Raw genomic sequence first — 17,583 nt, forward strand, 5'->3', positions numbered from 1 at the left:
GCCGCAAGCCGCAAGCCGCAAGCCGCAAGCCGCAAGCCGCAAGCCGCAAGCCGCAAGCCGCAAGCCGCAAGCCGCAAGCCGCAAGCCGCAAGCCGCGCGGCCGCACAGCACTCCGCACACGGCACAGACAGCGCAGCGCACACTGCACAGCCGATCCGCACCGACCGTTCTTCACCCCCACCCCTGCCCTGGTCCGACCTACAGGACCGGACCGGGCACGGCAGAAGGAGTCATGCGTGAATCGTCATCGCACCGCCGCATCCGTCCTCTTATCGGCAGGCGCCCTGATCGCGGGCGTCCTGACAGCGGCCACTCCCTCGATCGCGGCGGACGCCCCCGCGTCCTTCCGGCAGCAGCACACCGAAGGGTTCTGGACCGCCGAGCGCATGAGGAACGCCACCCCGCTCGACGTCACGGCGGCCCCCGGCGCGGCCCGGACGCCGGTCGCCACCTCGGCCGCTCCCACCAGCATTTCCCCCACGGCGCCCTCGTCGTCCCTTGCGGCCTCACCCACGTCGTTCCCGCAGGCGGGCGGCGCCTGGACGGGCTCCGGTGCCGTCGTGAAGACCTCGGGCCGGGTCTTCTTCACCATGGGGGACCGGACCGCCTCCTGTTCGGGTGACTCGATCACCAGCGCCAACGGCAGCACGGTCATCACGGCCGGCCACTGCGTGAAGTACCAGGGCGCCTGGCACACCAATTGGGTCTTCGTCCCTGCCTACAACAACGGCAGCGCGCCCTACGGCCAGTGGTCGGCCACCAAGACGTTCGCCACCGATCAGTGGGCGGCCAGCGAAGACATGAACATGGACGTCGGCCTCGCCGTCGTCGCCCCGCTGAACGGGCAGACCCTCAGTCAGGCCGTCGGAGCCCAGGGCATCCTCTTCAACGGTGGATACAGCAAGAAGATGTACTCCTTCGGCTTCCCCGCGGCGGCCCCGTACGACGGCACCAAGCTCGTCTACTGCAGCGGCAACAGCGGCAAGGACTTTCTTCTGACCAAGGACCACAGCCTGGCCTGCAACATGACCGGCGGCTCCAGCGGTGGCCCCTGGTTCCAGGACTTCAACGAGGCCACCGGCCTCGGCACCCAGGTCTCGGTGAACAGCTTCGGCTACAACTTCCTGCCGAACCGGATGTACGGCCCGTACTTCGGCAACGAGGCGAAGGCCGCCTACGACAAGGCTCAGACCGCCTGACCCGTAGCCTCCCCCGCCATCCCCACCTGGCCGGTACTCTGTACCGGCCAGGTGGGTTGCCCGAGCGGCCTAAGGGAACGGTCTTGAAAACCGTCGTGGCAGCGATGTCACCGTGGGTTCAAATCCCACACCCACCGCCAGGTCAGAGAAGTAGCAGGTCAGAGGGCGGGTACCCGAACCGGGTGCCCGCCCTCTCTGCTCAGCCTGTCTCACCCTGGACCACTCGTATCTCGCTGTTGACCAGCACGTATGGGCCATCTGTGGGCCAGGAGGAGGGCTGTGTGGCCGTGCTCCGTATTGATCAGGCTGCATCTGCCCCCAGGACCGACCGAGCCTCGGTCACGAGATCCCTCACCGCCGAGTTTCGCTGTGCACCAATCTCGAGCTGGGCGTCAGCGAGCGGCGGCAACGTTGCATCGAACACCAGAGTCTTCCGCTGCTGAGCTGTGAGTGCCGGGACGTTGTCGAGTGCGGAACTCGCCGCTGTGCGGCAGGCCTGCCGTTGTGCGTCATCGTCGTCGCCAACGTACGCAGCCTTTAGTTCCTCAAGGCGGTTCCATGCCTCATGGGCAGCCTCGTAGCCACTGTCGCCTGCTCGCACGCGGGCCAGGGTCCGCCGTGCACGAGCCGCCGGTCCACGGAGAAGCCCCAATTGCAGGCTGTCCCCGACAGCATCCATTACTCGTTCAGCTTGTGCTAGGACGCTCTCCGGAGAGACAAGTTCGAGCTGTCCTTCCAGCTGGACCAGTTCCTCATAGGCGGACCTGGCTGACGGCTCGTGTCCCTCCTCAAAGAACATCAAGTCGCATTCCTTCAGGATCTCTCGGGCATGCCGGATGAAGGCGGCGATCTGCACCCGCCGGTCCTCACGCAGAGCACTCATGCGCTGTGCCTCGGTGCTGATCCGGGCTGCATCCACTGCGGCGTTGGCCTGAGCCTTCCCGCCTGATGCCTGCACCTTGGCCGATATCCAGTTTCCGAAGACTCCGCCCACGATGGCGATCGCAGCTACCAGCGCAGCGAACACCTCGGGGTTGTTCTTGATCATGTCGAATGCTCTGTCCATTCGCACATCTTGCCGAGGCATGGATCCCCATACGGGTGGATCTCGCAAGCTGTTCTGCCCAGCGACAGGTCGAGGTCCGGCCGAGGCCTGACTTCCTTCCAGGGTCGGCAAGATGTGCAGGACATTGCCCTACCCGCCGCTGAGGCCGCGCTCGATCAGTTCGTTCGCACGCGACTGCTGGCCCCTGAGGATCTTGGCGTAGAAACGGAACAGGACCGTCAGGCTGTGCCCGGCTCGTCGGGCCACCTCCACCGGGTCGACGCCCAAGTTGATCCACAGGGACACGCCGGCGTGCCTGAGCGAGTACGGCACGTCCGCCAGCGGGGACTCGGCCTCTTCCGGAGACAGCGCCATGACTCTGGCGGCATCCCAGAGTTCGCAGTACTCCGTGGACCGCACTCGCCCACCGCGGGCTGCCCGGAACAGCCGGCCGTCGGCGGCCACCCCGAACTGCTCGATGTGCTCCCGCAGCATCACGGTGAGGATCGGCGGGATCGGCACCGATCGCGTCGCTCGCCGGGCGCGGTGCTTCAGGCCGCGCTGGTCGAAGGACTGCCCGTCATCAGTCCACCCGGAGCCGACCTCGGGGCGGCTACCGCCGAGAACGAGTTCGCCCCATCCCGTCTCCGGCAGCCGGCAGTCGGACTTGTGCAGCGCGGCGATCTCGGAAGGCCTCATCGCCGCGTAGTACAGGCAGCCGAAGAACCCGGCCATCTGCTCCCCACGTGTGCCGAGTTGTCGTACCGCCGCGATCAGCTCGGCCGCCTGCTGTGGATTCGGGACGTAGCGGAAGTCGACCTCGTCGTCCTTGGCCGGCGCGCTCCAATCGACGAGGCCAAGCGGGTTGGCAGGCAGAATCCCGCGCTCCACGGAGTACCGCAACGCGTTGCTGAGGACCATGCGCTTGCGGCTCACCGTGTTGTCGGCGGCGGCCTTCCCGTCGAGCCTCTTGGAGAGGGCGTCCAAGGCCGCACGCAGCCGCTCAGGCCGACCGGCCTCGGTCACCTTGATCGTGGTTGCCAGCGATCCAGGCGAGGGCCACAGCGATGTCCTCCGGCGGCTTCTCGACCTCATGGCGAGAGCGCAGCGTTCCATCCTCAGCAAGGACGGCGCGGAAGGCCCAGGCCCCGGCCTCAGCCCCGTATGGTCGGTAGTGGTGGCGCCGGATGGCGCCTGGCTTGCCAGCGGCGGTGGCTTCGCCGACGGGACAGTGCGGATCTGGGACCGAGCGTCAGGCACCTGCACAGCCACCCTGACCGGCCACACCAGCGCAGTGTGGTCGGTGGCGATCGCGCCGGACGGCGCCTGGCTTGCCAGTGGCGCCGGCGGCGCCGACAGGACGGTGCGGATCTGGGACCCGGTCTCGGGCAGCTGTACGGCGGTTCTGACCGGTTACACCGATCCGGTGTGGTCGGTGGCGGCTCCGGATGGCGCCTGGCTTGCCAGCGGCAGCGTCGGGACGGTGCGGATCTGGGACCGGGTCTCGGGCACAGGCACGACTAACCTCATCGACCAAACCGGTCTTGCGTGGTCGGTGGCGATCGCGCCGGACGGCGCCTGGCTCGCCAGCGCCAGCGGCGGCGGCGACGGGACGGTGCGGATTTGGGACCTGGTCTCGGGCGACTGTACGGCGGTTCTGACCGGTCACACCGGCTTGGTGAAGTCGGTGGTGGTCGCGCCGGGTGGAGCCTGGCTCGCCAGCGGCAGCCGCGACGGGACAGTGCGGATCTGGGATCGGTTGGCCGATGCTCAACCTCCCGTCAGCTCTGGCCACACGGACCAGGTGGAGTCGGTGGCGGTTGCTCCGGATGGCGCCTGGCTTGCCAGCGGCGGTGAGGACGGGATTGTGCGGTTGTGGGACCGGGTCTCGGGCTCCTGCACGACAACCCTGATCGGCCACACGGACCGGGTGTCGTCGGTGGCGGTCGCGCCGGACGGCGCCTGGCTCGCCAGCGGCGGCAACGATGGATGGGTGTTGTTGTGGGACCGGGCCTCGGGCGCCTGCAGCGCAACTCTGACCGGTCACACCGGCCCGGTGAAGTCGGTGGTGGTCGCACCGGACGGCGCATGGATCGCCAGCGGTGCCGGCGACGGGACTGTGAGGATCTGGGACCGCGCTTCGGGGACCTGCACCATTACCCTCACCGGTCACACTGGTCCGGTGTGGTCAGTGGCGATCGCGCCGGACGGCGCATGGATCGCCAGCGGCAGCCGGGACGGGACGGTGCGGATCTGGGACCGGGCCTCGGGCTCGTGCACCGCCACCCTCACCGGTCACACCGGCCCGGTGAAGTCGGTGGCGGTCGCGCCGGATGGAGCGTGGCTCGCCAGCGGCAGCAACGACGGGACGGTGCGGATTTGGAATATCGAGCTACGCGGCATTGCAGCCGTCGCACGAGCTGAAGACGGGCTCTACTCGTGTGCTTGGGGCCCCGCTCACGAACTTGCAGTTGGAGGCGAGCGAGGGTTGTACCTCTATAAACTGCTCATCTGAGAAGCAGCACCAGCGCACCTTCGGTCGCGCATCCGGATCCTGCCATCGGTTCGGGACGCTCCCTTCAGTGTGGTTGACCTACCGACGGCCTCGGCGAATTGCATCACCGTTGGGCCATGTGTGGGCCAGGAGCGTTCGAAAGAGCCTCCTTTGGGAGCTGCAGGGCAGGTCAGACCCTATATGGTCGCCGCCTGCGGAACCCTCTTGGAAACCGTCGTGGCAGCGATGTCACCGTGGGTTCAAATCCCACACCCACCGCCAGGTAGGGCCAAGGCCCTGCTCAGAAGGGGTGCCACCAATCCGGTGGCACCCCTTCTGCTTTCTCCGTGCTTGCCCGGCCGGCAGGGTCCGGGTGTCTGCTCCCATGCCCCGGAGGTGTTCTCCGTCGGGGGTAAGGCGGGCGACGAGTTTCCGACTTGCCGCTCTGCTGCGAGCGTGCTTGGCGGAGCACCCAGGCCGGTGCCTGTCCCCCAGGGGTTCCGCGGGTCCCGCCGAGAAACGTCGGTGGAGGGTGTCCGTGCAGGTCAGCGCGGTGGGAGTGCTGCAACCACGGCCTCACAGGCTGACGTGTGCGCAGGCTTCCGGGCGTGTCCCGATCTCGGGGCGCCCCTTCTCCGTTGGCGGCCCTTGGGCCTTCCGGGTGGTGTTTGTCGGAAGATCGGCGCGGGTCGTGGGGGCGGCGCGGTTGCGGCCACATCATGACGAATGTATTCAGATCCGCCCGTCAGAACATCCTGAAACGAGGCACCCGTCATGGCTCACCGCAGCACCCTCCTGTCGATCTGGACCTCCGTCCTCGCCGCGCTCGTGGCCGTCCTCTCCTCCCTCGGCCTCGTCGGGAAGGCCGTTCCGGCCGCCGCCTCCGCCGCCTCGGCCGCAGCCCCTGCCGGCGCGGCCGCCACGGTGCGGCGTCCGTCCTTCACGGCCCGGCGGACCTGGCGGGCGATGATGCGGGGAGGTTCGCTCCCGCCCACCATCAAGCAGCGGATCCGCGCCGAGGCGCACGGCAAGACCCCGTCGGTCCGTCGCTCCACCACCGCCGCGGCCCTGGGTGCCGGGCCGGGAACCGCTGACCGGGCCTCGACCCTCCTCGGAACCGCGGTCGGGTCCGTGGTCGGGTCCCAGGTCCCGGCCGCGCACGGAGCCACGCTCGCAGCCTCCGCCGCAGCGCCCGCCGCGGCCCCCGTCGCAGCCTCCGCCGGAGCTGCCCGGGACGGGCTCGCGCTAGCCGCCTAGGCCGGGCACCCAGTCGCAGGATCCGGTTTCGCCGGCGTACGCGCCGCCACCGGACGGGAACACGTACACGAGCAGGGCCAGGAGCGGGAAGAGGCGCTGGAGCCCGGTCATGCGTGACCGCGGATCGCGCCGCGTGGTGTCCCAGGGCGGGCACCCATGGATTGCCCCGGCGGGCGCCGGGGCGCGCAAGGGGACGCGAAGCTTGAGATTGCAGGGCCGCAGGCCCGGGAGACGGTGGGGTTCCCGGACGGCGCGGCCCCTTTCGGCATGTTCGGGACACGGCGATCCGAAGAAGAGGTTGCTCCGGTCTCGCGACGTCGCCACCACACGAAGGCACCCTCGCGCACGTCCGGGTCAGATCCGCGTCGCCCTGCGCCCCCGGGTCTTGACACCACGGGCAAATCTGACGGACAGTCAGGTTTGACTCGATGCTGCGATGCCGGGAGGCCAGCGCCGTGCACCTCGCTCCGACCGAAGGCCAGTTGCGGCTGCGTGCCCGACTGCGGAAGTACTTCCGGGAACTGATGCCGGACGGTCTCCCCGAAGACCCGGGGCGCCAGCGCGAACTGCTGCGCCGCATCGGTGCGGACGGTCTGCTCGGCATCGGCTGGCCCGTGGAGTACGGCGGCCAAGGCCGAGGACCCGACGAGCAGTTCGTCTTCTTCGACGAGGCGTACCGGGCCGGAGCCCCGGTCTCCATGGTCACGCTCAACACCGTCGGTCCGACCCTGATGAAGTACGGCACACAGGAGCAGAAGGACTACTTCCTGCCCCGGATCCTCAAGGGCGACATCGTGTTCGCCATCGGCTATTCCGAGCCCGAGGCCGGCACCGACCTCGCTTCGCTGCGCACTCGCGCCCTCCGGCAGGCGGCCGGGGGAGACACAGGCGGGACGGGCGGTGAGGGGGGAAACGGCGGCGACTGGCTGATCGACGGACAGAAGATCTTCACCTCCAACGCCCAGAACGCGGACTGGATCTGGCTCGCCTGCCGCACCGATCCTCAGGCCCCCAAACACAAGGGCATCTCGATCATCCTGGTTCCCACCGAAGCCGTCGGCTTCTCCTGGACCCCGATCGACACCGTCGGCGGACTGACCACAACGGCGACGTACTACGACTCCGTCCGCGTCCCCGCCGGCAACCTCGTCGGCCCCGAGCACGGCGGCTGGGGCCTGATCACCAACCAGCTCAACCACGAGCGCGTGGCCCTCGCCGCCCTGGGCATGCAGGCCGAGGACTTCTACGGAGCCGCGCTCGCGCACGCCCGCACCCCCGACCCCGTCACCGGCGACCGCCCCGCAGACCTGCCCTGGGTACGGTCCCGGCTCGCGGAGGCCCACGCCAGGCTGGCCGCCGTACGCCTCCTGAACTGGCGCCTCGTCCAGGACGTGGGCGGCGGCACCCTGGCCCCGGGAGACGCCAGCGGCGTCAAGTTCCTCGGCACCGAATCCACCGTCGAGGTGTACCGGATGTGCCAGGAGGTGGTGGGCGAGGAGGCCCTGATCCGGGGGCCCGCGGCCTTCGCCGGCGGCGAGCTGGAGCGGATGAACCGGGCCGCGCAGATCAACACCTTCGGCGGCGGGGTCAGCGAGGTCCAGCGGGAGATCGTCGCCATGATGCGGCTCGGCATGAAGGGGAGGAAGCGATGACGGCGCACGCAACCGGCACGGCCGGGGAAGCGGCCCGCTTCCACGAGCTGCTCAGGGCCTTCGAGGGACGGCCCGCCGCGACCGCCGGCCGGGGCAAGGACGCGGTCAACGAGCCGATGATCCGCCACTGGTGCGAGGCGATGGGCGATGCGAACCCCGCCTACACCGGTCCGGACGCCATCGCCCCGCCCACCATGCTCCAGGCCTGGACGATGGGCGGCCTCTCCGGCCACACCGACCGGTCGTCCGCCTACGACGAGCTGTTCGCGCTCCTCGACGCCGCGGGCTGTACCTCCGTCGTCGCAACCGACTGCGAGCAGGAGTACCTGCGCCCGCTGCGGCCCGGCGACGCCGTCACCTTCGACGCCGTCATCGAGTCCGTCTCCCCGCGCAAGACGACCAAGCTCGGCACCGGCCACTTCGTCACCACCCGCACCGACGTCCGGGTGGACGGCGAGCTCGCGGGCACCCACCGCTTCCGCATCCTCAAGTACGCGCCCGCGACCCGACGGGACGGGCCCACCGCCCGGCGGCCCCGTCCAGTGATCAACCGCGACAACCAGGGATTCTGGGACGGGGTCCGGGACCACAAACTGCTGATCCAGCGCTGCGCCTCCTGCTCCACCCTCCGCTTCCCGTGGCTGCCCGGCTGCAACGCCTGCGCCTGCGCCGACTGGGACACGGTCGAGGCGTCCGGCGCAGGAACGGTGTTCAGCTACGTCGTCATGCACCACCCGCCCTTCCCGGCCTTCGACCCCCCGTACGCGGTCGCGCTCGTCGAGCTCGCCGAAGGCGTGCGGATGATCAGCAACATCACCGGCGTCCCCTGCGACAAGGTGCGCATAGGCCTGCCCGTCCAATTGGAGTTCCTGCGCGTCGACGACAACCTCGAACTCCCCGTCTTCCGCGGGAACGAGGCCTGATGGACTTCCACCCCACCGAGGAGCAGGCCGCCGCGGCCGGCCTCGCCGCCCGGATCTTCCGCGACCTCGCCACCCACGAACGCCTGACCGCCGCGGGCACCGGCAGCGACGCCGAGCTGTGGAAGGCCCTCGCCGCTTCAGGACTGATCGCCGCCGTCCAGGACATCGGCCTGCTCGGCCTGGTCCTGCTGCTGGAGGAACAGGGCCGCACCACAGCACAGGTCCCCTACGCCGCCACCTGCGCGTACGGCATGCTCCCCCTGGCCGCGCACGGCAGCGACGAGCAGCGCGCCCGCCTGCTTCCCGCCCTCGGCACCGGCGAGGCCGTGGCCACCGGGGCCTTCCCGGCCCGCGGCCGGATCACGGCCGAGGACGGCCGGCTGACCGGGACCGCCCCCGTGGTGCCCTGGCTGCGCGAGGCCACGCACGTACTGGTCCCGGACGCGGACCGAGCCCTGTGGCTCGTACGGACGGGCGGGCCGGGCGTACGGACCTCCCCGGTGGAGACCACCGCCCCCTGGTCGGCGGGCCGGCTGACGCTGACCGGAGCCGAAGCCGAACGCGTCGGGACCGGCAGCGCCCACCAGGACGCATACGAGGACACGCTCGCCGCCGCGCGCACCGCCTTCGCCGGGCTCCAGGCGGGCGTCTGCGCGGGCTCGCTCGCCCGGGCCGTGGAGTACACGTCCACCCGCGAGCAGTTCGGCCGGCCGCTCGCCACCAACCAGGGGGTCATGTTGCGCGCGGCCGACGCGTACATGGACACCGAGGCGATCCGGGTGACCGCGTACGAGGCGGCCTGGCGCATCGACCAGGGTCTCGCGGCGCGCGAACACGCGCTCACGGCGGCCTGGTGGGCCTCGGAGGCGGGCAAGCGGGTCGTGCACGCGGGCCAGCACCTGCACGGCGGCATGGGCGCCGATCTGGAGCACCCCGTGCACCGGCACTTCCTGTGGGGGCGCCAGCTGGACGCCTATCTGGGCTGTGGCAGCGAGCTGCTGGCCGAACTGGGCGCCGTACTGGCGCAGGAGGGCTGAATCGTGATCGACGCGCTGAGAGCCGGCGAGGTGCTCCCGCCGCTGGAGATACCGGTCACCCGCACCCTGATCGTCGCCGGCGCGATCGCCTCCCGCGACTACCAGGACGTGCACCACGACGCGTCGCTCGCACGGGAGAAGGGCTCCCCGGACATCTTCATGAACATCCTCACCACGAACGGCCTGGTCGGCCGGTACATCACGGACCACCTCGGGCCACAGGCCGTACTGCGCAAGGTGGCCATCCGTCTCGGCGCCCCCAACTACCCGGGCGACACCATGACGCTGACCGGCACCGTCACCGCGGTGGCCGGGAGCACCGTCGAGATCCGGATCGTCGGCGCCAACGGAATCGGCCACCACGTCACGGGGACGGTCACCGTGGAGGTGCCGGCATGAGCGCCCGCACCCGAGACGAGCTCGGCGGCCGGGCCGCCATCGTCGGCATCGGCGCGACCGAGTTCTCCAAGGACTCCGGCCGCAGCGAGCTCAAGCTCGCCGTCGAGGCCGTGCACGCCGCTCTCGACGACGCCGGGCTCACCCCCGCCGACGTCGACGGCATGGTCACCTTCACGATGGACACCAGCCCCGAGATCACCGTCGCCCAGGTGGCAGGTATCGGTGAGCTGTCCTTCTTCTCCCGCATCCATTACGGCGGTGGCGCGGCGTGCGCCACCGTCCAGCAGGCCGCCCTCGCCGTCGCCACCGGGGTCGCGGAGGTCGTGGTCTGCTACCGCGCCTTCAACGAGCGCTCCGGGCGCCGTTTCGGCTCCGGCGTCCAGCAGCGGGAGCCCTCGGCGGAGGGCGCTGCGCTCGGCTGGTCGCTGCCCTGGGGGCTGCTGACACCCGCCTCGTGGGTGGCGATGACAGCGCAGCGCTACCTGCACACGTACGACCTCACCCCCGAGGCCTTCGGGCACGTAGCGGTCACCGACCGCCGGAACGCCGCGAACAATCCGGCCGCGTACTTCCACGGCAAGCCCATCACCCTCGCCGACCATGCCGCCTCGCGCTGGATCGTGGAACCGCTGCGGCTGCTGGACTGCTGCCAGGAGACCGACGGCGGCCAGGCCCTCGTCGTCACCACGGCCGAGCGGGCGCGCGACCTGCGGCACCCGCCCGCCGTGATCACCGCTGCCGCGCAGGGTGCCGGCCGGCGCCAGGAGGGCATGACCTCCTTCTACCGGGACGACCTCACCGGGCTCCCGGAGATGGACGTGGTCGCGCGCCAGCTGTGGCGGACCAGCGGGCTGCGGCCCTCGGACATCGACGTCGGCATCCTCTACGACCACTTCACTCCCTTCGTGCTCATGCAGCTGGAGGAGTTCGGCTTCTGTGGGCCCGGCGAGGCCGCCGATTTCGTGGCCGCGGACGCGCTGCCGCTCAACACCCACGGCGGCCAGCTCGGGGAGGCGTACCTGCACGGCATGAACGGCATCGCGGAGGCCGTCCGCCAACTGCGCGGGACCTCCGTCAACCAGGCCGCAGGTGCCGAGCACGTACTGGTCACCGCGGGCACCGGGGTACCGACGTCCGGGCTGATCCTCGGCGCCGACGGCTGAGATCCGGAAGCCGCCGGGGCTCCGCCTCCTCCACCTTCAGGAGGTGGAGCCCCTCCCGGCCCTACAACCTGAGGTGGATCCCCCTTCGGCACTTGCGGGCGATCCCAGGAGGAGCGTGCGCTCCTAGCGTGGAGCCATGACCACGCCTGTGTGCACGCTCGCCTCGAATCCGACGCCGTACCCGTCGTTCTCGGCGTACGTCAGGACCCGCGGCACGGTCCTCATGCGCACCGCGCGCTCCCTGACCGCCAACCCGTGCGACGCCGAGGACCTCCTTCAGACGGCCCTCGCGAAGACGTACGTGGCCTGGGACCGCATCGAGGACCACCGTGCCCTCGACGGTTATGTCCGGCGGGCGCTGGTCAACACCCGCACGTCCCAGTGGCGCAAGCGCAAGGTCGACGAGTTCGCCTGCGACGAGCTCCCGGAGAGCGAGGAGCACCCCGCCGCCGACCCGGCCGAGGCGCAGGCCCTGCGGGACGCGATGTGGCGCGCTGTGACGCGGTTGCCCGACCGGCAGCGGGCCATGGTCGTCCTGCGGTACTACGAGGACCTCAGCGAGGCGCAGACCGCAGAGCTGCTGGGGGTCTCGATCGGCACGGTCAAGAGCGCCGTCTCCCGCGCGTTGGTCAAACTCCGCGAGGACCCGGAACTCACCCCTGTCAGGTGAGCCGGAAGATGTTTCACGTGAAACCGGGGGATGTTTCACGTGAAACACAGCACGGCTTTCTACCCCTGGGTAGTGACATGCCGACCGGTACGTGCGCAGAATCGGCTGCATCCGTAGCCGCCGCAGCGCCGCAGCGCTCACCGGGAGGACGCTTTGCTGAGCACCATGCAGGACGTACCGCTCCTCGTCACCCGCATACTCCGACACGGGATGACGATCCACGGGAAGTCCCAGGTCACGACCTGGACCGGGGAGGCCGAGCCGCACCGCCGCAGCTTCGCCGAGATCGGTACCCGCGCCACCCGCCTTGCGAACGCCTTGCGCGACGAGCTCGGTGTGCAACAGGACGACCGGGTCGCCACGCTCATGTGGAACAACGCCGAGCACGTCGAGGCGTACTTCGCGATCCCCTCCATGGGCGCGGTCCTGCACACGCTGAACCTGCGGCTCCCTCCCGAGCAGCTGGTCTTCATCGTCAACCACGCCGCCGACCGGGTCGTGCTGGTCAACGGCACGCTCCTGCCCCTGCTGGCGCCGCTGCTGCCGCACCTGCCGACCATCGAGCACGTCGTCGTCTCGGGCATCGGCGACCGCTCCGCGCTCGACGGCCTGGACGTGCGCGTGCACGAGTACGAGGAGCTCCTCGCGGGCCGTTCCGACAGCTACGACTGGCCCGAGCTGGACGAGCGCCAGGCCGCCGCCATGTGCTACACCTCCGGCACCACCGGGGACCCCAAGGGCGTCGTCTACTCCCACCGCTCGATCTACCTGCACTCCATGCAGGTCAACATGGCCGAGTCGATGGGACTGACCGACAAGGACACCTCCCTCGTCGTGGTCCCGCAGTTCCACGTGAACGCCTGGGGACTGCCGCACGCCACCTTCATGACCGGCATCAACATGCTGATGCCGGACCGCTTCCTGCAGCCCGCCCCGCTCGCCGAGATGATCGAGCGGGAGAAGCCCTCGCACGCCGCGGCCGTTCCCACCATCTGGCAGGGGCTCCTGGCCGAGGTCACGGCCAACCCGCGCGACCTGAGCTCGATGAAGCACGTCACCATCGGCGGCTCGGCCTGTCCGCCCTCCCTGATGGAGGCCTACGACAAGCTCGGCGTCCGCGTCTGTCACGCCTGGGGCATGACCGAGACCTCCCCGCTGGGCACCATGGCGCACCCGCCGGCCGGTCTGAGCGCCGAGGAGGAGTGGCCCTACCGGCTCACCCAGGGCCGCTTCCCGGCCGGCGTCGAGGCCCGCCTGGTCGGGCCGGGCGGTGACCACCTGCCCTGGGACGGCGAGTCTGCGGGCGAGCTGGAGGTCCGCGGTACCTGGATCGCGGGCGCCTACTTCGGCGGCGCGTCCGGCGAACCCTTCCGCCCCGAGGACAAGTTCAGCGCGGACGGCTGGCTCAAGACCGGGGACGTCGGCGTCATCAGCCCCGACGGCTACCTCACCCTCACCGACCGGGCCAAGGACGTCATCAAGTCCGGCGGCGAGTGGATCTCCAGCGTGGAGCTGGAGAACGCGCTGATGGCGCACCCCGAAGTCGCCGAGGCGGCGGTCGTCGCCGTCCCCGACGACAAGTGGGGTGAGCGCCCGCTGGCCACCGTGGTCCTCAAGCAGGGCGCGACCGTGGACTACATGGGGCTGCGCGCGTTCCTGGGCCAGTCGATAGCCAAGTGGCAGCTGCCGGAGCGCTGGACGGTCATCCAGGAGGTGCCGAAGACCAGCGTCGGAAAGTTCGACAAGAAGGTGATCCGCAGGCAGTACGCGGACGGCACGCTGGACGTCACGAAGCTCGATTAGCCGCGTGTGAGCCATGGCCGCAGCAGCTTGCTGACGGCGGGCATGGCCACGTAGGTCATCAAGGTGCTGAAGACGACGGCGAAGGCCGCCGTCCGCAGCACGAAGTGCAGATCCACCAGGTACGGCCCGAGCACCGCGTTGCCGATCAGCGAGATCGGGAAGATGGCCAGCCCCGAGCTGATCGCCATCTTCCACCGCGGCGGCGCGGGCCGGGCCGTACCCGGCTTGGCGAACCACGTCTCCATGCCGTGCAGTTCCCGGCGGGCTATCTCCGTGTGGTGGTGGCCGAGGCAGTTGGAGAACCACTGGGCCCGCTCCGCGGAGTCCTGCCATCGCCGGAACGCCGCCTGGTTGCGGAAGCGGTGGACCAGGAACCACGGCCCGCCCTCGACCGCCGGGCGGAAGAGCCCGTATCCGAGGTGGTCCGGGAAGCTCGCTGCCGTCTCCAGGATCCCGTGGGCCCAGGCCTCGAAGGTCTCCTCGTGCCCCGGCTCCACCTGTCGCGCGATCAGCAGGTTCACCTCCCCGTTGTCGGCGGGGACGGTCTGCTCGGTGGTGTGGATGGTGGCCATCGGGCCAGGATCGCTAGTTGGTGCCGATCTTGGCCAGCAGGTCCACGATGCGGCCCTGCACGTCCGCCGTCGTGGCTCGCTCGGCGAGGAAGAGCACGCTCTCGCCCGAGGCCAGCCGAGGCAGTTCGGACGAGTCGATGCCGGCCGTCGTGTAGACGACCAGCGGGGTGCGGTTCAGCTGCCCGTTGGCGCGCAGCCAGTCCACGATCCCGGCCCGTCGGCGTCGCACCTGCATCAGGTCCATGACGACCAGGTTGGGGCGCATCCGCGTCGCGAGTTCCACGGCGTCGGTGTCGGCTCCCGCCCGGGCGACCTGGAGGCCACGCCGCTCCAGCGCGGCCGTCAGGGCCGTCGCGATCTCGTCGTGCTCCTCGATCAGCAGCACCCGCGAGGGGTGCTGCTCGCTGTCGCGCGGAGCGAGAGCCTTCAGCAGGACGGCCGGATCGGCGCCGTACGCCGCTTCGCGCGTGGCGTGCCCGAGACCGGCCGTGACCAGTACGGGCACCTCGGCGGCCACCGCGGCCTGGCGCAGGGACTGCAGGGCGGTCCGGGTGATCGGTCCGGTCAGCGGGTCCACGAACAGCGCGGCGGGGAACGCGGCGATCTGCGCGTCCACCTCCTCGCGGGAGTGCACGATCACCGGCCGGTAGCCGCGGTCGCTCAGGGCCTGCTGTGTCTGTACGTCGGGCGCGGGCCACACCAGGAGCCGCCGCGGGTTGTCCAGCGGCTCCGGGGGGAGTTCGTCGTCGACCGGCCGAGGCACGGGACGGTTGACGACCTCCACGGCGCCGCCGGGGCCGTCCAGCGGCTCGGGACCCTCGTCGGAGCCCGCCTCAGGGGCCTCTATCGCGAAGGCCCGGCCCTGGGGGGCGGGCTCGGAGAGCCGACGCCGACGGCCGGAGCCGGAACCGGTGGGGTCCACGGAGATGCCCTGGCCGAGGGTGCCGAGGGCGCGCACGCTGATCGGCTGCGCGGTCTGGCCCTCTGCCGGATTGTCCTGCGGCTGCCTCGCCCCGGGCACCGCGACCGGGCCGGAGGCCTCGTCGGCCTCGGGAGCGGTCCGGGCTGCCGGAACCGGCCATGCCGGGGTGGCGGGGAGCGCACGACGCCGCCCGGTGGGATGTACGGGGTCCCCTTCGGCCTCGGCCGGCTGCGCCGCGGGGGCCTCGGCCTCGGCCACGGGCGCGCTCAGCACCCTTCGGCCACGCCGTCCGCCAGGGGCGTCGGCTTCGGCCTCGGCGGGAGCGGCGGCCGAACCGGCCATCGCGGGGGCCTGCGGAGCGGAGGGGACCGGGGGCGCCGGGGTCGGGCCGGCGGGCAGCGCGAAGCCGCCTTCGGGAGCGATGGGACGTGCGGGCGCCTGGGCGGGAGCGGGCATCGGCCCGAGCCCGGTCGCAGGTACGGGACCGCCGGTCTGCGCGGGACCGGCCGGACCCAGTGCTCGCCGCCGCCCTGCGGGATGCTCCGTCACCGGAACAGGGGGCATCGCGGCTACGGGCGGGAGTGCGGGCATGGGGGCGCCCTGCGGGGGCACCGGCTGCCCGGGGCCGCCCGCCCCGCCTTCGCCGCTGCCGTCACCGTCGCGGCCACGGCGTCGCCCGGTCCCGAGCCCCGCCGGGTTCACCGGGGACTGCGCGAGTTCCGGCCCCGTCACATCTTCGCCGCCGGCCTCGCCCGCCCGCCGCCGCCCGGACGGCAGGGCCAGCGCGCCGCCCTCGGCGGCCCCCTCGGCGCCGGCCGCGCCGGACCCGACCTCGTCCTCGAGGAAGGCGTCCACCCCGCGCCGGGCCCGCCGTCCACCGGATACCCGGCCTGCGGCGCCCGTGTCGGCCGGTGGCTCCTCCGCCGGCTCGGGCAGGGTGACCGTCCCCGCGCCCGAGCCCAGCGGCAGCTCCAGCACGTAAGCGCCGCCGGGCGCGCCCGGGACCTCCACCGTCTGCAGCACGCCCCCGTGTGCGGCCACGATCCCTCGGACGATCGGCTCGTGGACCGGGTCGCCGCCCTCGTAGGGCCCGCGCACCTCGATCCGCACGACATCGCCGCGCTGGGCGGCCGCCACCACGATCGTCGAGTCGCTGTACCCGCTGCCCTGACGGGTCTTGCCGGTGGCGTCCACCCCGGCCACATCCGCGATCAGGTGCGCGAGCGCGGTCGAGATCCGGCCGGCGTCCACCTCGGCCTCGATCGTCGGGGCGTGGACGGCGAACTGCGCGCGGCCCGGGCCGATCAGCTCGACCGCGCCGTCGACACCGGCCGCGACCACGCCGTTGATCAGGGCCTTCTTCTTCGTGAGCCGGTCGGTGCCGGCGTCCAGGCGCTGGAAGCCGAGCACGTTGTCCACGAGCGTGGTCATCCGGGAGTAGCCGGCGGCCAGATGGTGCAGCAGCTGGTTGGCCTCGGGCCACAGCTGGCCCGCGTCGTCGGCGGCCAGCGTGGCCAGCTCCCCGCGCAGTTCGTCCAGCGGGCCGCGCAGCGAGTCGCCGAGTACGGCCAGCAACTGCGCGTGGCGCGCGGCGAGGGCGTCGTAGGGCCGCCGGTCGGTGAAAGTCATGACGGCGCCGACGAGCTGCTCCCCGTCCCGTACGGGCGAGGTGGTCAGGTCGACGGCGACCGGCTGGCCCGCCTTGTTCCAGAGCACCTGCCCGCGGACGCGGTGCTTGCGCCCGCTGCGCAGGGTGTCGGCGAGCGGGGACTCCTCGAACGGGAACGGCGAGCCGTCGGCGCGCGAGTGCAGGACCAGGCCGTGCAGTTCGCGGTTTCCGAGGTCGGTGGCGCGGTACCCGAGGATCTGGGCCGCGGCCGGGTTGACCAGCACCACCCGTCCGTCGGTGTCGGTGCCGACGACGCCCTCGGCGGCGGCCCGAAGGATCATCTCGGTCTGCCGCTGCGAGCGGGCCAGCTCGGCCTCGGTGTCCACCGTCTGCGAAAGGTCCCGTACGACGAGCATCAGCAGCTCGTCACCGGTGTAGGGCTGAGGCTCGCGGTAGGCGTCGCGCCCGTCGAGATGGGCGCTGGTGACCTCGACGGGGAACTCGCTGCCGTCGGTGCGGCGCGCGACCATCCGCTTGGGCTTGGCCCGGCCGCCGTCGTCCTCGCCGGGCCGGCGCATGGAGCCGGGGATCAGCTTGGAGTCGAAATCGGGCAGGAGATCAAGCACGCCGCGGCCGACGAGTCCGGTGCCGGGACTCTCCATGACCTCGAGAGCGATCGAATTGGCGTTGACGACAGTGCCGTTGGCGTTGACGAGCAACAGCGCGTCCGGAAGAGCGTCGAGTATTGCTGCGAGGCGAGCAGCGCCTCGGGATGGCCTGCTGCTCACGACGAGCTTCCTCCCTGACCACAACTACCGGCATGTCACGGGAGGAGTCT

The 17,583-nt window shown here is 71.0% G+C and carries 15 protein-coding genes and 1 tRNA gene; 11 read left to right on the plus strand and 5 right to left on the minus strand.

Annotated features, from left to right (window positions below; translation table 11 throughout):
- The first annotated feature begins 236 nt into the window (after positions 1-236).
- Entirely contained in the window at positions 237-1,199 is a 963-nt protein-coding gene (locus tag ACFCZ1_RS09965) for a trypsin-like serine peptidase (protein ID WP_376677893.1), read from the plus strand.
- Positions 1,200-1,249: 50 nt separating this feature from the next.
- A tRNA-Ser gene (locus ACFCZ1_RS09970) sits at positions 1,250-1,339 on the plus strand.
- 161 nt (positions 1,340-1,500) lie between these two features.
- On the opposite strand, the gene ACFCZ1_RS09975 is transcribed toward ACFCZ1_RS09970, so the two are convergent.
- Both ACFCZ1_RS09975 and ACFCZ1_RS09980 read right to left on the minus strand, forming a co-directional pair.
- Complete coding sequence (locus tag ACFCZ1_RS09975) at positions 1,501-2,247, minus strand: hypothetical protein (protein WP_376677894.1); 747 nt, start codon at positions 2,245-2,247, stop codon at positions 1,501-1,503.
- 147 nt (positions 2,248-2,394) lie between these two features.
- Positions 2,395-3,270: a tyrosine-type recombinase/integrase gene (locus tag ACFCZ1_RS09980; protein ID WP_376677895.1), complete on the minus strand. Its 876-nt coding sequence runs from the start codon at positions 3,268-3,270 to the stop codon at positions 2,395-2,397.
- A 7-nt stretch (positions 3,271-3,277) separates the two neighbouring features.
- On the opposite strand from ACFCZ1_RS09980, the gene ACFCZ1_RS09985 reads away from it, so the two are divergent.
- Together ACFCZ1_RS09985 and ACFCZ1_RS09990 are read left to right on the plus strand one after the other, a co-directional pair.
- The gene (locus tag ACFCZ1_RS09985) at positions 3,278-4,759 is read left to right on the plus strand and encodes a WD40 repeat domain-containing protein (protein WP_376677980.1); all 1,482 of its coding nucleotides are present in this window, start codon (positions 3,278-3,280) and stop codon (positions 4,757-4,759) included.
- 753 nt (positions 4,760-5,512) lie between these two features.
- Positions 5,513-5,995 (plus strand): DUF6344 domain-containing protein, encoded by a 483-nt coding sequence (locus ACFCZ1_RS09990; RefSeq protein WP_376677896.1) that lies wholly within the window; start codon positions 5,513-5,515, stop codon positions 5,993-5,995.
- On the opposite strand, the gene ACFCZ1_RS09995 is transcribed toward ACFCZ1_RS09990, so the two are convergent.
- Entirely contained in the window at positions 5,984-6,106 is a 123-nt protein-coding gene (locus tag ACFCZ1_RS09995) for a hypothetical protein (RefSeq protein WP_376677897.1), read from the minus strand. The two genes, ACFCZ1_RS09990 and ACFCZ1_RS09995, sit on opposite strands and share 12 nt — an antisense overlap.
- 344 nt (positions 6,107-6,450) lie before the next feature.
- Between ACFCZ1_RS09995 and ACFCZ1_RS10000 the strand changes: the two genes are divergently transcribed.
- From ACFCZ1_RS10000 to ACFCZ1_RS10030, 7 genes are all read left to right on the plus strand, one after another.
- On the plus strand, positions 6,451-7,647 hold the full coding sequence (locus ACFCZ1_RS10000; RefSeq protein WP_376677898.1) for an acyl-CoA dehydrogenase family protein: 1,197 nt from the start codon (positions 6,451-6,453) through the stop codon (positions 7,645-7,647).
- Positions 7,644-8,570 carry a bifunctional MaoC family dehydratase N-terminal/OB-fold nucleic acid binding domain-containing protein gene (locus ACFCZ1_RS10005; protein WP_376677899.1) on the plus strand — a complete coding sequence of 309 codons (927 nt, stop codon included), beginning with the start codon at positions 7,644-7,646 and terminating at the stop codon, positions 8,568-8,570. The genes ACFCZ1_RS10000 and ACFCZ1_RS10005 overlap by 4 nt, the downstream gene beginning before the upstream one ends.
- On the plus strand, positions 8,570-9,607 hold the full coding sequence (locus tag ACFCZ1_RS10010) for an acyl-CoA dehydrogenase family protein (RefSeq protein WP_376677900.1): 1,038 nt from the start codon (positions 8,570-8,572) through the stop codon (positions 9,605-9,607). The genes ACFCZ1_RS10005 and ACFCZ1_RS10010 overlap by 1 nt, the downstream gene beginning before the upstream one ends.
- Positions 9,608-9,622: 15 nt before the next feature.
- Positions 9,623-10,006 carry a MaoC family dehydratase gene (locus ACFCZ1_RS10015; protein ID WP_376677981.1) on the plus strand — a complete coding sequence of 128 codons (384 nt, stop codon included), beginning with the start codon at positions 9,623-9,625 and terminating at the stop codon, positions 10,004-10,006.
- Complete coding sequence (locus ACFCZ1_RS10020) at positions 10,003-11,169, plus strand: lipid-transfer protein (protein WP_376677901.1); 1,167 nt, start codon at positions 10,003-10,005, stop codon at positions 11,167-11,169. Before ACFCZ1_RS10015 ends, ACFCZ1_RS10020 begins: the two co-directional genes overlap by 4 nt.
- A gap of 136 nt (positions 11,170-11,305) precedes the next feature.
- Positions 11,306-11,839, plus strand: a complete 534-nt coding sequence (locus ACFCZ1_RS10025; protein ID WP_376677902.1) for a SigE family RNA polymerase sigma factor — start codon at positions 11,306-11,308, stop codon at positions 11,837-11,839.
- 153 nt (positions 11,840-11,992) lie between these two features.
- Positions 11,993-13,642, plus strand: coding sequence for a long-chain fatty acid--CoA ligase (locus tag ACFCZ1_RS10030; protein ID WP_376677903.1), 1,650 nt, complete (start codon positions 11,993-11,995; stop codon positions 13,640-13,642).
- On the opposite strand, the gene ACFCZ1_RS10035 is transcribed toward ACFCZ1_RS10030, so the two are convergent.
- Together ACFCZ1_RS10035 and ACFCZ1_RS10040 are read right to left on the minus strand one after the other, a co-directional pair.
- Entirely contained in the window at positions 13,639-14,214 is a 576-nt protein-coding gene (locus tag ACFCZ1_RS10035) for an antibiotic biosynthesis monooxygenase (RefSeq protein ID WP_376677904.1), read from the minus strand. The genes ACFCZ1_RS10030 and ACFCZ1_RS10035 overlap by 4 nt on opposite strands.
- A 13-nt stretch (positions 14,215-14,227) precedes the next feature.
- Complete coding sequence (locus tag ACFCZ1_RS10040) at positions 14,228-17,533, minus strand: PAS domain-containing protein (protein ID WP_376677905.1); 3,306 nt, start codon at positions 17,531-17,533, stop codon at positions 14,228-14,230.
- Between the last annotated feature and the right edge of the window lie 50 nt (positions 17,534-17,583).

This window comes from Streptomyces sp. NPDC056224 (assembly GCF_042267665.1).
Classification (GTDB): Bacteria; Actinomycetota; Actinomycetes; order Streptomycetales; family Streptomycetaceae; genus Streptomyces.

Excerpts from the sequence above, each read along its gene's own strand:
- ACFCZ1_RS09975 (WP_376677894.1), bottom strand. The coding sequence starts at position 2,247 with ATGATCAAGAACAACCCCGAGGTGTTCGCTGCGCTGGTAGCTGCGATC.
- ACFCZ1_RS10010 (WP_376677900.1), top strand. The coding sequence starts at position 8,570 with ATGGACTTCCACCCCACCGAGGAGCAGGCCGCCGCGGCCGGCCTCGCC.
- ACFCZ1_RS10020 (WP_376677901.1), top strand. The coding sequence starts at position 10,003 with ATGAGCGCCCGCACCCGAGACGAGCTCGGCGGCCGGGCCGCCATCGTC.
- ACFCZ1_RS10025 (WP_376677902.1), top strand. The coding sequence starts at position 11,306 with ATGACCACGCCTGTGTGCACGCTCGCCTCGAATCCGACGCCGTACCCG.
- ACFCZ1_RS10005 (WP_376677899.1), top strand. The coding sequence starts at position 7,644 with ATGACGGCGCACGCAACCGGCACGGCCGGGGAAGCGGCCCGCTTCCAC.
- ACFCZ1_RS09995 (WP_376677897.1), bottom strand. The coding sequence starts at position 6,106 with ATGACCGGGCTCCAGCGCCTCTTCCCGCTCCTGGCCCTGCTCGTGTAC.
- ACFCZ1_RS10035 (WP_376677904.1), bottom strand. The coding sequence starts at position 14,214 with ATGGCCACCATCCACACCACCGAGCAGACCGTCCCCGCCGACAACGGG.
- ACFCZ1_RS09990 (WP_376677896.1), top strand. The coding sequence starts at position 5,513 with ATGGCTCACCGCAGCACCCTCCTGTCGATCTGGACCTCCGTCCTCGCC.